At 72.1% G+C, this 12,810-nt stretch carries 12 protein-coding genes and 1 pseudogene; 8 read left to right on the top strand and 5 right to left on the bottom strand.

Going from position 1 to position 12,810, the window contains the following annotated elements; translation table 11 throughout:
• Positions 1–338: 338 nt before the first annotated feature.
• Entirely contained in the window at positions 339–1,031 is a 693-nt protein-coding gene (locus tag BN6_RS16430) for a transposase family protein (RefSeq protein ID WP_041312955.1), read from the bottom strand.
• 51 nt (positions 1,032–1,082) lie between these two features.
• Here BN6_RS16430 and BN6_RS48810 point away from each other — a divergent pair.
• A pseudogene (locus BN6_RS48810) lies at positions 1,083–1,240 on the top strand (flavodoxin-dependent (E)-4-hydroxy-3-methylbut-2-enyl-diphosphate synthase); the annotation flags it as partial.
• A 54-nt stretch (positions 1,241–1,294) separates the two neighbouring features.
• Here the strand turns inward: BN6_RS48810 and BN6_RS45715 are convergent.
• On the bottom strand, positions 1,295–1,750 hold the full coding sequence (locus BN6_RS45715) for a hypothetical protein (protein ID WP_015100806.1): 456 nt from the start codon (positions 1,748–1,750) through the stop codon (positions 1,295–1,297).
• A 263-nt stretch (positions 1,751–2,013) separates the two neighbouring features.
• Between BN6_RS45715 and BN6_RS49635 the strand changes: the two genes are divergently transcribed.
• Positions 2,014–2,145, top strand: a complete 132-nt coding sequence (locus BN6_RS49635; RefSeq protein WP_269454338.1) for a hypothetical protein — start codon at positions 2,014–2,016, stop codon at positions 2,143–2,145.
• Between the two features lie 148 nt (positions 2,146–2,293).
• Entirely contained in the window at positions 2,294–3,016 is a 723-nt protein-coding gene (locus tag BN6_RS16445) for a GNAT family N-acetyltransferase (RefSeq protein WP_041317006.1), read from the top strand.
• An 85-nt stretch (positions 3,017–3,101) separates the two neighbouring features.
• Here BN6_RS16445 and BN6_RS16450 read toward each other — a convergent pair whose 3' ends face one another.
• A complete protein-coding gene (locus tag BN6_RS16450) occupies positions 3,102–3,710 on the bottom strand; it encodes a dihydrofolate reductase family protein (RefSeq protein WP_041312959.1) in 609 nt (202 codons plus the stop codon).
• Positions 3,711–4,153: 443 nt separating this feature from the next.
• On the opposite strand from BN6_RS16450, the gene hisG reads away from it, so the two are divergent.
• The 4 genes from hisG to BN6_RS16470 all read left to right on the top strand — a co-directional run bounded on the left by hisG (position 4,154) and on the right by BN6_RS16470 (position 7,764).
• Positions 4,154–5,017 carry an ATP phosphoribosyltransferase gene (gene hisG / locus BN6_RS16455; RefSeq protein ID WP_015100809.1) on the top strand — a complete coding sequence of 288 codons (864 nt, stop codon included), beginning with the start codon at positions 4,154–4,156 and terminating at the stop codon, positions 5,015–5,017.
• A gap of 397 nt (positions 5,018–5,414) precedes the next feature.
• Entirely contained in the window at positions 5,415–5,963 is a 549-nt protein-coding gene (locus BN6_RS16460; protein WP_015100810.1) for an NADPH-dependent FMN reductase, read from the top strand.
• A gap of 14 nt (positions 5,964–5,977) precedes the next feature.
• Complete coding sequence (locus tag BN6_RS16465) at positions 5,978–6,925, top strand: ATP-binding cassette domain-containing protein (protein ID WP_148302900.1); 948 nt, start codon at positions 5,978–5,980, stop codon at positions 6,923–6,925.
• The gene (locus BN6_RS16470; RefSeq protein WP_015100812.1) at positions 6,922–7,764 is read left to right on the top strand and encodes an ABC transporter permease; all 843 of its coding nucleotides are present in this window, start codon (positions 6,922–6,924) and stop codon (positions 7,762–7,764) included. The genes BN6_RS16465 and BN6_RS16470 overlap by 4 nt, the downstream gene beginning before the upstream one ends.
• A gap of 333 nt (positions 7,765–8,097) precedes the next feature.
• Here BN6_RS16470 and BN6_RS16475 read toward each other — a convergent pair whose 3' ends face one another.
• A complete protein-coding gene (locus BN6_RS16475; RefSeq protein WP_015100813.1) occupies positions 8,098–11,145 on the bottom strand; it encodes an ATP-binding protein in 3,048 nt (1,015 codons plus the stop codon).
• A 12-nt stretch (positions 11,146–11,157) separates the two neighbouring features.
• Positions 11,158–11,772 carry a TetR/AcrR family transcriptional regulator gene (locus BN6_RS44900; protein WP_148302901.1) on the bottom strand — a complete coding sequence of 205 codons (615 nt, stop codon included), beginning with the start codon at positions 11,770–11,772 and terminating at the stop codon, positions 11,158–11,160.
• Positions 11,773–11,850: 78 nt separating this feature from the next.
• Between BN6_RS44900 and BN6_RS16485 the strand changes: the two genes are divergently transcribed.
• Positions 11,851–12,765, top strand: coding sequence for an SDR family NAD(P)-dependent oxidoreductase (locus BN6_RS16485; RefSeq protein WP_015100815.1), 915 nt, complete (start codon positions 11,851–11,853; stop codon positions 12,763–12,765).
• The last annotated feature ends 45 nt before the right edge of the window (positions 12,766–12,810 follow it).

Below are 12,810 nucleotides of genomic sequence, written 5' to 3' on the forward strand. Positions count from 1 at the left end.
GCTGCTGAACCTGCGGGATGTCGTCGGTGCCCGGTCTCCGCCACAGGACAACGCCCGTCGCCTGTCAGGGTGGCGTCCTCGGACACATCGGGCGGTCGGCAAAGCCGTCGCGCGCCGCACGGACGAGGTGACCGTCGCGGGCCCGGTGCCCGAGGAGTGGTCCGAGCCGTTGATGTACGCAGCGGTCTACGAACCGGACCCGAGCTTCATGTCGGAGGGTTGACACGAACTGGTTGATCTCGCACCGCAGCGGACCCGTCCCGGCTGCGACATCGCCCGCTGCCTAAGGGCTGTCACGTAACTGATCTTGTGGTTGACACCGGGTGGTGCTTCCCTGGTCAGCCGGTGAGGTTGTGGAGGTGGGCGATGCCGGAGGTGGTGTCGCGCAGGGTGTGGGCGGCGCGGCGGTAGTCGCGCAGGATGGTCCGGTTCTTCATGTGGGCCAGGGCGTGTTCGGCTCGGGTACGGATCGACCGGTGGACGGTGTTGGGGTCTTTCTGCCAGTCGGCGAGTGGGCTGCCGTCGCGGGGTTTGCGGTAGGGCGTGATCACTTCGGGGTTGCCCTGGTGGCCGCCGTCGGCCATGACGGGTCGGCCTTCGAGTATGTCGGCGATGCCGGAGTCGCGGTAGACGGTGCGGTCGTTGCGGTTGCCGGGTTTCGGGTCGCCGGTGGCGATCACGAGGCGGGTGCCGTCGACGATCGCGACCTGGTCGATCCGGCGGCGCTTCACCGGGGCCAGGGTCGGCAGCGGGCCGACGGTGTCCACGACCCGGTTCGCCGCGGCGTGCGACACCCCGAGCAACGGCCCGAGCTGCCGCATCGTGAGGTTGGTACGCCAGTAGGTTGCCACCAGCAGCACCCGGTCGGCCAGATCCAGTCGCCACTGCCGGCCAGGACGTCCGTCCTCGATCGTGTCACCGCCGCGCGCGGCCACCACCCGCACCAGCTTGCGGAACTGCCCTGGCTGCAAGCCCGTGAACGGTGCGATCCACTCCGACCGGGACTCCGAGATCACCCTGCACTCGATCATGATCCCCGATCCAGCCCGGCGACCGATCACCGAGTTACGTGACAGCCCTTTGGCGTGGCGAGCGGCAATGGCAAGGGTCAGATCTTCGTAAAGGTCGAGGTCATCAAGACCGTCCTGGAACACGCGACCGTGAACCTGATCGAAGAGACGATGCGGCTGGCGAGGAGATGGAAGAGACTGATGCCGCTCCGGCCGTCACCGTCGGTTGAGGGTGAGCACCCCGACGTGATTCTTCGCCGAGGTGCTCGTCGCGCCGGCCGACGTCAGGTGGTCGTGTGTTCCCAGTCGCTGCACGTGGATTCCACCACGCGCCTCGTGCTCAGGTTCACTTCACAAGCCCGGAACGTGAACCTCTGTCCCTCGACGGAGAAGCTCTTGTTCAGGTTGGTCCAGCCGGCCTGAGCGCTCCCGTCCCAGTACGCCACTCCTGATCGGTTGCCGGAGTACCAGTCCATTCCCGCCGGTTCGTTGTTGCTGGACAGGTCGTTCAGCCAGAACCACTCGCCGTGAGGCTGGAAGCACGCCTTGGCCCGGTCGATGCCCCAGGGATTGGCCAACGCGCAGACCTTCGCGCGGCCGTTGTTGTACTCGTCGTCGGACACGTTGGTCGTGCGCTGCCAGCCGTCAGCCGCCATGGCAGGAGATGCCGTGGCGAGGCTGAAGCAGCTTGCCAGAGCCGCGATCGCGGCGAGTGCCCGCAGGACCCTTTTCGTCTTCATGAATTCCCCCTCTGCTCTGATCTTGTGGTGCGGTGCCCCACTGTGCGCGACCGATCTGGGGAAGATCTGGAATCGTTCTGGTTTCGACTGGTGAGGCCCGCTACACCCGGGTGCGAGGAGCGATGCGGGGCAGGGGGAGCGGTGGGGGTCGAGTTCGGTCTGTTCGGTGGCGTTCGGGCACGCATCGACGGTCGGCCGGTGGATCCCAGCCATCCTCCGCAGCGGTGTGTGCTGGTGGTACTGCTGGTGGAGGTCGACATGTCGTGTCGGTCGAGCAGCTCGTTGATCGGGGGTGGGCGGACCGTTCTCCGCTCCGGGTGCGGGACACGCTGTACGGCTACGCGTACCGACTCGATCCGGTCCGGCGCGCCGCCGCCATCGTCGCGCTGCGCTGACCGGCGCGGGCGTGTCCCGGCGTGGGCACCCGTCCGGCACGGCGGCCACAGGGTCTTGCTGACGCGCTGTGCGGTGGGCGACGTGCGACGAGGGGTGGTTGGCCCGAACACCGGTCGCGCCCGCAGGCGGCCGCATAGGGTCGGGATCATGACCGCCACCGCCTCCGACGCGCTCGACCTCGCCACCGGCAACGCCCGGTTCCTGCTCTCCGTGCTCGCCCGGACCCGGGGCCAGGACTACCGGGAGCACCGCGGGTTCGCCGTCATGACCGGCTCGCGCCTGGTGCGCGTGCTCGTCCTCGGACCGGACCCGTCCGCCGCCGACCTGGCCGAGATCGGCCGTCTGGTGGCCGGCGCGCCCGACCAGGTCGTGGTCGAGGACCCGTACAGCGTGGTCGACGGGAGCCCGTGGGGGCTGACCTCGCGGCCACTGCCGGTGATGATCCGCCCGCCGGCACCGCTGCCCGAGTCGCACCTGGAGGTGACGCCGGTCGTCACGCCGGAGCAGGTGGCCGTCGCCGAACGGGTGATCATCGACGGCTTCCCGCTGCCGGGCTTCACGGCCGGCGAGACGTTCACCCCGGCCCTGCTCGACGTGGCCGGCGTCCGCCTGTTCCTGGTGCAACGGGACGGCGACGTCGCCGGCGCGTGCATGTCCGTCGTGGACAACGGGATCGGCGGCCTGTACTGGGTCACCACCCTGCCCGCGCACCGCTCGCAGGGCGTCGGCCGGGCGTTGATGCACGGTGTGCTCGGCGGTGCCGACGTGCCGTACACGCTGTCGTCGGCGACGGCGGGCAAACCGCTCTACGACTCCCTGGGCTTCGAGGCGGTGGCGTCGGCCACCTGGTGGACGCGTCCCGAGGGCTGACACGTCCGCCAGGTCCGGGGCTGACGCGTCACGGGGGTTCGACGCGCCATGGGGGAATCGACGCGCACCGCCTCGCGCGGTCGGGTCACTCCGGCCCGAGGTAGCCCACCTCGGGCGCGCCGGCGGGCTCGTAGTTCGCCACCGTCACTCCGGCCCTCGTCGTCCGGCAACCGGTGAGCCGCAGCCCCGCCGGCACCGCGCCCGCCTCGAACAGCCGCTTGCCCCCGCCCAGCACCACCGGGAACGTCCACACCTGGTACTCGTCGACCAGGCCGTGCCGGGCCAACGCGTGCACCAGGCGCGTGCTGCCGTGCGTCTGGAGGTCGCAGCCCGGCGCGGCCTTGAGCCGGGCGACGGCGGCCAGGTCGGGCAGCACCGCGGTGCCCGCCCACGCCGGGTCGGTCAGCGTCGTGGACACCACGTGCTTGGGCAGCGCGTTCAACGCCGCCGCGATCGGGTCCGCCGGGTCGGTCACGGCCGGCCAGTAGCCGGCGAACATCTCGTAGGTGCGCCGGCCGAGCAGGAACGCGCCCGCCTCGCCGAACCGGCCGCCCATGGTCGCCAGGAAGTCCTCGTCCACGAACGGCACCACCCAGCCGCCCGACCCGAACCCGCCGTCGCGGTCCTCGTCGGGTCCGCCCGGCCCCTGCGCCACACCGTCCAGGGACACGAACATCGTCACGGTCAGCCTCATCGGTACTCCTCCTGGTTCGTCCGCCGTCACCACCACGACGAACGGCCGCGACCCGGATCGACACCCGACGCCCCCGGGAATTCCCGGCATCCGGCGCGGACACCCGGTGACTCGTGCACCGCCGGTCGCGAGCCGCCCCGAAGGCCGCCGGGTGACCGCCGTACTTCCTCCGGGTGAATTCCGGAAATGCGGCAGGTCTTTCGGTCGCGGTCGCCCGGGTAATTCCGGCGACTACCGCGGAAAGGACGCTCGGCGCCGCAATGCCGATGTCTTCGCACGCCGCGGGCGGGTCGCGGGTCGAGGCCCGTTCACCTCCGGTGCGGGTCCGGTTCGACCAGTGCGGCGCACCGGCGCGCGGCCCGCACCGGCCGGGTTCCATTCCGTGGGACGGGACCCCGGCCCCAGGTCAGGGCGTCCCGGCGCGATGTGGGAGACTTCGCGACATGGCTCCTCTTCGCTTCGCCCTGCCTAACAAGGGCTCCTTGAGTGCTCCCGCGGCGCAAATGCTGGCCGAGGCGGGGTACCGGGTCCATCGGTCCGGGCGTGAGCTGATCGTGGCCGACCCGTCGAATGACGTGCAGTTCTTTTTCCTGCGGCCGAGGGACATCGCGGTCTACGTCGGCGAGGGCTCGCTGGACGTCGGCATCACCGGTCGGGATCTGCTGCTCGATTCCACGGTGAACGCCAAGGAAATCCTCCCGCTGGGCTTCGGCAAGGCGTCGTTCTACTTCGCGTCCAAGCCGGGCGGCATTTCCGACTCGGCCGGGCTGGAGGGCAAGCGGATCGCCACCAGCTACCCCAACCTGGTGGACAACCACCTCGCCGAGCACGGCATCAAGGCCACCCTGGTCCGGCTGGACGGCGCGGTGGAGACGGCCGTGGAGCTGGGCGTCGCGGACGCGATCGCGGACGTCGTGGAAACCGGCATCACGCTCAAGACCTCGGGGCTGGAGACGTTCGGCAAGCCGATACTGAAGTCGGAGGCGGTGCTCATCCAGGGCGACACCGTCGAGGACGTGCCGGAGGCGGTCCGCTCGGTGGAGATCCTGCACCGCAGGCTCCAGGGCGTGCTGATCGCCCGCCGCTACGTCATCCTCGACTTCGACTGCCCGGCCGAGACCCAGGAAGAGGCGTTCAAGCTGGTTCCCGGCATCGAGTCGCCCACCGTCTCGCCGTTGGCCCGCGAGGGCTGGGTGGCCGTGCGCTCGCTCGTGCCGCGCGACGACGCGCCGTTCATCATGGACGAGCTGTGGCGGGTAGGCGCCCGCGCCATCCTGGTGAGCTCGCTGGACACCTGCCGCATCTGACCTGTCGGCACGACCACGGAAGGGCGGTCCTCACGGGCCGCCCTTCCGTCGCCTTGAGAGGCGCGGCGTGGGCTTTGCGTTGCGCCGCAAGGCGACACTGTGACGAGCACCAGCGTGGCCGACAGCCGGTCGAGGAACACCGACCGACACTTCGCCCCGGCACTCATCGCGCGCCGACGCGGCCGGGCCGCCTCGCGGGCCTTCCGGACCGGGCCGACCTCCGCCACCGGAGCGCCCGACCACGCACGAGGTCGTCAGCGCCACTCGGTGTGCAAGGTGCTGTGCCAGATCGCGTGCCAGATGGCGTGCGATCGTCGTGCCAGTTTCGAGCCGGTCGTCATGCCAGATCGGATCTGGCGGGAGAACTAGCGCCTCCCCGGTGTGAGGGAGGTGCCGGATGCAGCCGCTGCACATCGCCGTGATCATCGGCAGCACGCGCCAAGGGCGGGTCGGGGACGCGATCGGGCGTTGGGCCGCCGAGATCGCGGGCGGGCGGGCCGACGTGGAGGTCGAGCTGGTCGACCTGGCGGACTACGAGTTCCCCGCGTCCTACCCCGACCAGCCGACCGCCGCGATGCGCCGGTTCGTCGGGCGGGTGGCGTGGGCGGACGGGTTCGTCGTCGTCACGCCCGAGTACAACCGGAGCTTCCCGGCCTCGCTCAAGCAGGCGATCGACTTCGCCTACGACGAGTGGCACGCCAAGCCCGCCGCGTTCGTCTCCTACGGCTACCGCTCCGAAGGCGTCTACGCCGTCGAGCAGCTCCGCACCGTCTTCACCGAGCTGCACGTCATGACGATGCGCAACGGCGTCGGCGTCAACCTGCTCGACGACGAGCCGCTGGACTCCGAGCAGCGCCGGCGCGCGGCCACCACGATGCTCGACCAGCTCACCTGGTGGGCGGTGGCGCTGCGGGACGCGCGCCACGCCCACCCCTACGTCTCGTGAGAGAGGAAAACACCGTGAACGCGATCGAAACCTCGGGGCTGGTGAAGATCTTCGGCGACACCCGGGCGGTGGACGGGGTCGACCTGACCGTCCCGGCCGGCACCGTCTACGGCCTGCTCGGCCCGAACGGGGCGGGCAAGACCACGACCGTGCGGATGCTGGCCACCCTGCTGCGACCGGACGACGGGGAGGCGCGGGTGTTCGGCCACGACGTGCGCGCCGATCCGAACGCGGTGCGCGAGCTGGTCAGCCTCACCGGCCAGTACGCGTCCGTGGACGAGGACCTGACCGGCACCGAGAACCTGGTCCTGCTCAGCAGGCTCATCGGGTACAGCCGCCCGCGCGCCAGGGAGCGCGCCGCGCAGATGCTGGAGGCGTTCGGGCTCACCGAAGCCGCCGGCAAGCAGGTCAAGCACTACTCGGGCGGGATGCGGCGGCGGCTCGACATCGCCGCCAGCATCCTCAACACCCCGCGCCTGCTGTTCCTGGACGAGCCCACGACCGGACTCGACCCGCGCAGCCGCAACCAGGTGTGGGACATCGTCCGCGCGGTCGTCTCGCACGGCACCACCGTGCTGCTGACCACCCAGTACCTCGACGAGGCCGACCAGCTCGCCTCCCGGATCGCGGTGATCGACCGGGGCAAGGTCATCGCCGAGGGCACCAAGGGCGAGCTCAAGGCGTCGGTCGGGGAGGGCGCGGTGCACGTCCGGCTGCGCGACGCCGACCGGCGGTCGGACGCGCGGGCGCTGCTGGTCCGGGTGCTCGACGCCGAGGTGCTGCTCGACGCCGACCCGCTCGCGCTGACCGCCCGGCTCACCGGCCGGGCCACCGAGCAGGCCGCCGAAGCGCTGGCGCAGCTCGCCCGCGAGGGCATCACCGTGGACAACTTCTCCCTCGGCCAGCCCAGCCTGGACGAGGTCTTCCTGGCCCTGACCGACAAGAAGGAGGCGGCGGCATGACCGTCACCAAGGAAGCCGACGCGCTCGCCGCGCCCAAGGTCGAGAACCTGGCGGACGTGCTGCTGGACCAGGACGCGCCGCGCCGGCCGGGCCCGCTGTCCGCGTCGCTGACCTTCGGCTGGCGGGCCGTGCTGAAGATCAAGCACGTGCCGGAGCAACTGTTCGACGTGACCGCGTTCCCGATCATGATGATCCTGATGTTCACCTACCTGTTCGGCGGCGCGCTGGCCGGCTCGCCGGGTGAGTACCTGCAGTACCTGCTGCCGGGCATCACGGTGACCAGCGTCGTGATGATCACCATGTACACCGGGGTCTCGGTGAACACCGACGTCGAGAAGGGCGTGTTCGACCGGTTCCGCACGCTCGCCGTGTGGCGGCCCGCGCCGCTGGTCGGCTACATCCTGGGCGACCTGCTGCGGTACGTGCTGGCGTCGTTCACGATCATGGTGGTGGGCCTCATCCTCGGGTTCCGGCCCGGCGGCGGGTTCGTCGGCGTGGTGCTCGGGATCGCGGTGCTGGTGGCGTTCTCGTTCGCGTTCTCGTGGGTGTGGACGATGTTCGGGCTGCTGATGCGCAGCGAGAAGTCGGTGATGGGCATCAGCATGATGGTGATGATGCCGTTGACGTTCCTGTCCAACGTGTACGTCAACCCGGCGACCATGCCGGGGTGGTTGCAGGCGTTCGTGGAGGTCAACCCGATCACCCAGCTGGTGAACTCGGTGCGCTCGCTGATGTCGGGCGGGTTCGACGGGTCGGCCATGCTGTGGACGCTGGGCTACAGCGTCGGGTTCACCGTCGTGTTCGGAGCGCTCACCCTGCGGCTGTACAACCGGAAGTGACCAGCCGGAAGTGACCACCCGGAAGTGACTGCCACCGCCAGGCCGCGCCCGCTCGTCGGGTGCGGCCTGCGGCGCGTTCTCCGGGCGGGGGCGCGGAAAGCGGGACACGGACGGCGGTCGCGCCCCTGCTGTGAAGGCGTGCAGTGGACCGCCACGAGCGCAGCCACCGCCTGGAACTTGCTGCGCCGCAGGATTTCGCGTCCGCGCCGGTCTACTCCCGCAGCGTGCGGGGGATCCGCGACCTGATTTCGACCGCGAGTCGGGGAAACACCGCACCAGGCCCGAGTCCTTCGGTCGGCAGCCCGCAGGCGCGTTCCGGGTCGTCGGCCACGGTCACCTCCGGAAGTGCGCCGAGCCGGAGTAGACGCACGTCGAGCCGGTCGACACGTGCTCCCGCAGGTGCGCGGCGAGTTCCGGGTGCCGGTCGGCGAGCTTGCGCAGCGCGTCCCGGATCCGCGCGGTCACCGACTTGCGGGCGCGTTCGGCCTCGTCGCCCAGCCGCCTGGTGCGGCCGCCCAACCCGGCCGCGGCGCGCAGCTCCTCCAGCAGCGCGGTGCGCTCCCGGTCCAGCGCCGCCGCCCGCACGTCGTCGTAGGCGTTGTCGATCTCCTCGTCCAGCCGCTCCAGCCGCTGCCGGTAGGCGGCCTTGGCCTCGTCGTCGAGCACCGGGTCGCCGCCCAGCCGCGCCGACGGCACCGCCTCCGGGTCGAGCAGGCTGACCGCCGGCACCGGCACGCCGGGGCTGCCCAGCAGCACGTGCAGGTCCCGCAGCCCCTTGGAGTCCGGCATCCGCACGGTCGTGCCCCCGTAGGACAACGACCACACGTCGCCGTCGCGCCGGAACTCGTCGGCCGCACCCCGGTCCGGTGCCGACCCGTCCGGTGCCGACCCGTTCGGGGTCACCCCGTCGGACAGGTGGCGCATTCCCAGCGCCGCCGCGTCACGGGCGACCCGCCCCTCCAGCTCGTCGGCCGGGCGACCCTGCGCCCGCAGGGCTTCCGCCAGGTACCGCCGGACCTCCACGGCCCACGGGCGGGCGTGCATCGCCTCGGCGGACCGGGCCGCGGCGGTCAGCTCCGCCACCGCCTCGTCGCACCGGCCCAGCGCGAGGTCGACCAGGCCCAGCCACAGGTCGACCGGGCCGCTGATGTCGCAGCCGTACATCGACACCAGCCACTGGCCGCGGTGGTCGACCAGTTCGGCGCGCACCGCCTCGGCCAGCTCGCGGTCGTCCGTGGCGTAGGCGACGTGCGCGCGGAACCGCTGCCACAGCGGCTCGAACATCCGCTGGAACCGGTCGTCGTACGGGTCGTGCGCGGCCAGCATGGCGCGGGCCGTGCCGATGTCGCCCCGGTTGACCGCGGCGAGGCCGCGCAGCAGCTCCGGGTACGGGTAGCCGTCCAGGTCGAGCCGGTCCAGCTCGTCGTGCCTGCCCTGCAACAGGTACAGCGCCCACCACAGGTGCACGTGCATCATCCGGAAGCTGCCGTCCTCACCCGCGCCGAGCGCTTCCGCCTGTGCCATCAGGGCTTCCGCCTCGGTGAACCGGCCCCGCAGCGCGGCGATGATGCTCTGGTCGATCGCGGAGGAGAACTCGAACCGGGGCACCGACCAGCGGTCCACCTTCGCGATGAACGCCTGTAGCTGGTCCAGGTAGCGCGGATCGCCCAGCTCCACCAGCGCCACCCAGCGCAGCGACGCGGCGAGGCTCTCCGAGGCGTGGTCGGTGGTGCGCCGGGCCAGGTCGGCCAGCTCGCCGGTCAGCTCCAGCCGGCGCGCGGCGGAGCCCAGGCCCCACATCGTGTCGTGCACCGCCCAGAGGCCGTCGGCGAGCGCGACGTCGTCCCGGCCGTCGCGGGCCAGGTCGGCTACCCGCACGCTCAGGGCCCGAGCGAGCACGTCCACCGGCTCGTCCGGCGGGGGGCCGATCAGCCTGGTGTGCGCCTCGCGGATCAGCTCGGTGCTCTCGTCGTCGGCGGCCACGAAGCGGAACCGGCTCAGCGCGACCCGGGCGAGCTCGTCCGGCACGTCCACCTCGCGGGCCAGGTCGACGGCCCGGTCGTAGTGCACGGCGGCCTCGGCCGACGGGCCGCAGTGGAACAGCTCGTTGGCCAGCGCGATCTCCAGCCGGATCCGGCGGTGCGGCGAGGTCGACCGCTCCAGCGCGCGCCGGTAGTGCCCGGACGCCTCATCGACGGCCATCCGGGAACTCGCGTCCCGCGCGGCCTCGACCAGCAGGTCGACCACGTGCTCCTCGGTCAGCCGGTCGCCCGCCAGGTAGGCGTGCCGGGCGAGGTCGGCCGGCAGCCCCGGGCCGGTCGGCGCGCCGGCCAGGGCGGCGACCACGGCGGCGTGCCGGTCGGTCACGTCCTCCAGCGCGCCGTACAGGGTCTCCCGCACCAGGTCGTGCGCGAACGAGAACCGGCCCGCGCCCAGCGTGCGCACCAGCCGTGCCTGTGCGGCCTGGTCGAGCAGCCGGTCCACGTGCGGCACGGGCAGCGCGGCGGTCGCGGCGAGCACCTGGCGGTGGAACTCGGGGCCCAGCACGGCGGCCGACGAGAGCAGTTCGCCGACCGGCGCGGGCAGCAGGGACAGCCTGCGGCGCAACGCGTCCCGCACGCCGGGCGCGATCGCGGTCACCGGGTTGCCGCTCTGCCACAGCCGCGCGGTCTGCTCCACGAAGAACGGGTTGCCGCCGGTGCGCCGGTGCACCTCGGCGACCAGGCCGGCGTCCGGCGCCCGGCCGGCGGTGTCGGCCATGAGCTCGCCGACCTCGGCCGCGGACAGCCCGGTCAGCGTCACCGACGTCGCCCGGCTCACCAGCGGGGTCATCAGCGGCCGCAGCGGGTGGCCGTCCGCCTCGACCTCGGCGTCGCGGTAGGTGCCGACCAGCAGCACCCGCTCGAACCAGGTGTGCTGCGCGGCGAACTCCAGCAGCTTCACCGAGGCGGGGTCGGCCCAGTGCAGGTCCTCCAGCACCACCACGACCGGCCGCCGCTGCGACACCGCGACCAGCGCGGAGGTCACCGCGTCGTAGAGCGGGAAGCTCTCCGGGGCCTGGTTGGCGGGTGCCTCGCCGAGCAGCGCCTCCAGGCGTTCGCGGTCGACCGCGGCCCACTCGTCGGGGTCGGCGGCGCGCCGCAGCGCGCGCACCACCTGCACCCACGGCCAGTAGCCGGGGGCGGAGGCGGAGTCCCAGCACGAGCCGCCGAGCACCAGCGCGCCCTGCCGGCGCGCCTGGTCGGCCGCGCCGGTGACGAGGGTGGTCTTGCCGATGCCGGGTTCGCCCGCGACCAGGACCAGGCCGCCGTGGCTCTGCGCCGCGCGGTCGATCTCGGTGCGCAGCACCCCGCTGGGGTGGTCCCGTCCGATGAGTCGCATGACGGGACGAATCTAGTCCATCCGGGTGCCCGTTCCGGGCGGAAGAGCGTGATTCCGGGGGACGAATTCGGTCAGTTGTTCGAATGCCGCGGCCACCGCGCCGGGCAGCGCGGCGGGGTCGAGCCCGGCGGTGTGCCGCCCGGTGCGGTAGCAGGCCAGCGCGACCTGCGGGGCGAGCGTGGCGGCCGGTTCGGGCACGCCGCGCTCGCGCAGTTCGGCGCTCATCGCCCCGACCAGCCGCTGGAACTTGCGGGTGGCGCGGTCGTAGAGCTCCGGGTTGTCCGCGAGCAGGGTCTCGTGCAGGACGTAGTGCTCGGCGTCGGCGGTCATCTCGTGGCACAGCGCGATGGTGAACTCGCGCAGCCGGGCCATCACGGCGGGCACGTCGGTGGTCGGCGGGAGCGCCCGGTAGCGGCCGATCCAGTCGTCGATGATCGCCTGCTCGTCGGAGAACACGACCTCCTGCTTGTCGCCGAAGTAGCGGAAGAACGTGGTCCGGCCGACCTCCGCGCGCTCGGCGATGTCGGCCACCGTGACGTCGGCGAAGCCGCGTTCGGCGAACAGCGCGAAGGCCGCGTCCACGATCTGCTCGCGGGCCCGCTGCTGCTTGCGCTGCCGGAGGGACATGGCGGTCAGCATAGCGCGGCGGTACGACGTCCGTTATGGTACTGAGTACCAGTTAGGACTACGTACCAGGAGGGCTCCATGGGAACGACCCTGATGACCGGCGGCACCCGAGGTCTCGGCCGGCACGCCGCCGCGCACCTGCTGCGCACCCGCCCGGACGACCACCTGGTGCTGCTCGTGCGCGGGGACGGCGACATCGCGCGGCAGCTCACCCGGGAGACCGGCAACCCGAACGTCACGACCGTCCGGTGCGACCTGGCGTCGCTGGCCGACATCCGCCGGGCCGCCGCCGAGGTGCGCGAACGGCTCGCCACCCGACCGCCGCTGACCGGGTTCCTCGCCAACGCCGGGTTGCAGATGACCTCCACCGAGGCCACCACCGCCGACGGGTTCGAGCTGACCTTCGGCGTCAACGTGCTGGCCAACCACCTGCTGCTGAACCTGCTGCTGGACCTGTTCGCCAACCCGGCGCGGATCATCGTCGTCGGCAGCGGGGTGCACTTCGGCGACGGCAAGAACGGGCTCGGGGTGGTCCCGCCGCCGCGCTGGGACGGCGTGACCGCGCTGGCCGCGCCGCGACCCGGCGGGGTCCGCGCCGGCCGCGAGGCCTACGCCACCAGCAAGCTCGGCGTCGTCTACCTGGTGCACGCGCTCAAGCGCAGGCTGCCCGCCGGGATCGACGTCTACAGCTACGCCCCCGGCTTCGTGCCGGGCACCGGGCTGATCCGGGACGCCGGCGTGCTCAGCCGGGCCGCCGTCGCCACCGTCGGCCAGCTCCTGCGCGCCACGCCGATCGGCGCCGGACCGGCCAAGGCGGGCCGCACGCTGGCCCGGACGCTGACCGGGCCGCGTCCCGGCGACAGCGGCGAGTACGTCGACCGCGGGGTGGCGATGCGGTCGTCGGAGGAGTCCTACGACCGGGCGCGCGAGGAAGAGCTGTGGGCGGTGGCCGACGAGCTGTGCGGCCTCGCCGCCACCCGCCGCACGGCGTGACCCAGGCCGGCCCGCGCCCGGCGTCGGAGCGCGGGCCGGGTGGGG

Source organism: Saccharothrix espanaensis DSM 44229 (assembly GCF_000328705.1).
Classification (GTDB): domain Bacteria; phylum Actinomycetota; class Actinomycetes; order Mycobacteriales; family Pseudonocardiaceae; genus Actinosynnema; species Actinosynnema espanaense.